Source organism: Noviherbaspirillum pedocola (assembly GCF_016632335.1).
GTDB lineage: Bacteria > Pseudomonadota > Gammaproteobacteria > Burkholderiales > Burkholderiaceae_D > Noviherbaspirillum_A > Noviherbaspirillum_A pedocola.
Genome location: NZ_JAEPBG010000072.1, coordinates 1 through 1,371, shown reverse-complemented (window position 1 = coordinate 1,371; position 1,371 = coordinate 1). Strand labels below are relative to the sequence as shown.

At 55.2% G+C, this 1,371-nt stretch carries 1 protein-coding gene; it reads left to right on the top strand.

Annotated elements, in window-relative coordinates; translation table 11 throughout:
- Window positions 1-77: 77 nt before the first annotated feature.
- Complete coding sequence (locus JJB74_RS32940; RefSeq protein WP_200598767.1) at window positions 78-1,103, top strand: IS110 family RNA-guided transposase; 1,026 nt, start codon at window positions 78-80, stop codon at window positions 1,101-1,103.
- Window positions 1,104-1,371 lie beyond the last annotated feature (268 nt).

Here is a 1,371-nt window from a genome sequence, read left to right as displayed (position 1 = left end):
GGTAATGAAATGGTCACCCTTCATCCTACGAGCGGTTACCCTTGTGGGTGTTTTACTTTCTGAGCGAGGAGACCATCATGCAAGACGTCATACTGATCGGCATTGACCTTGGGAAGCATTCTTTCCACCTCCACGGCCAAGACGCCCGTGGCAAAGCGGTGTTCCGCAAGAAGTGCACCCGCAAGCAGCTCATTACCTTTTTCGCCACGTTTCATCCCTGTACCGTTGTCATGGAAGCCTGTGCCGGCGCCCATCATATGGCGCGGCACCTTATGACGTTTGGGCACCAAGTCAAGCTCATCAGTCCTCAGTTCGTCCGTCCCTTCGTCAAGGGAAACAAGAATGACTTTATTGACGCCGAAGCGATCTGCGAAGCTGCCTCCCGTCCCAACATGCGCTTTGTCACACCAAAAACGGAAGTACAACAGATTCTCAGCGCCCTGCATCGTGTAAGGGAATCGCTTGTTCGTGACCGGATCAAGGCCTCCAATCAGATCCACGGCTTTCTGCTGGAATTTGGTATCAGTCTTCCCATCGGTTCAGCCGCCATCAGACGCCTTCCTTCCGTACTGGCAGAACACCCGCTGCCAGTACGGCTGATTGCCGTTCTCAATCGCCTGCACGCTCACTACAAGTACCTGGACGAACAGATTGCGGAAGTGGAGAAGGAATTGCAGTTGCAGCTGCAGGAAGACGATCTGGGTCAGCGACTGATGGCGGTGCCGGGTGTCGGGCCAATTACAGCCAGCCTGTTGTCGGTCGAGCTTGGCGATGGCAAGCAGTACGGTTGCGGGCGAGACTTCGCGGCCTCCGTTGGCCTTGTGCCGCGCCAGTACAGTACAGGAGGGCGAGCCACTCTCTTCGGAATTAGCAAGCGAGGGGATAAGAATCTGCGCCGCCTGCTGGTGCTGTGTGCCAGGTCGTACATGCAGCGTCTGGATAAGCAGAAAGGAAAGCTGGCAGACTGGGTACGCGCAATGCTGTCGCGCCGACATTCCAATGTCGTCGCTTGTGCATTGGCTAATAAACTGGCTCGCACCGTTTGGGCGCTTGCTGCCCGGCAAACCGAATACCGCGCCGCTCAGGCTTCAAAGGCAGCCTGAGCGGCGTACAGAATTGAGTAGTACGAAGTACCCACCTGGTTTTGCGACTGTAGAAATTGGATGACGTGAACGGCATAACGGCCTGGCAGACAACCTGTTCGAAAAACCGGCTCTCGAAGCCGCCAAGGTTTTTAGGACTGCCAGGCGCGACTTTCATCGTGGCGCGGGGAAGTGCTCTCCAATCAGACGCCGTATAGATTTAGGCAAGCCAATCACAAAACCCAAAATCTACCCTTGCAAAAAGGAGGGTGACCATAGATTTTTCGAG

Excerpts from the sequence above, each read along its gene's own strand:
- JJB74_RS32940 (WP_200598767.1), top strand. The coding sequence starts at position 78 with ATGCAAGACGTCATACTGATCGGCATTGACCTTGGGAAGCATTCTTTC.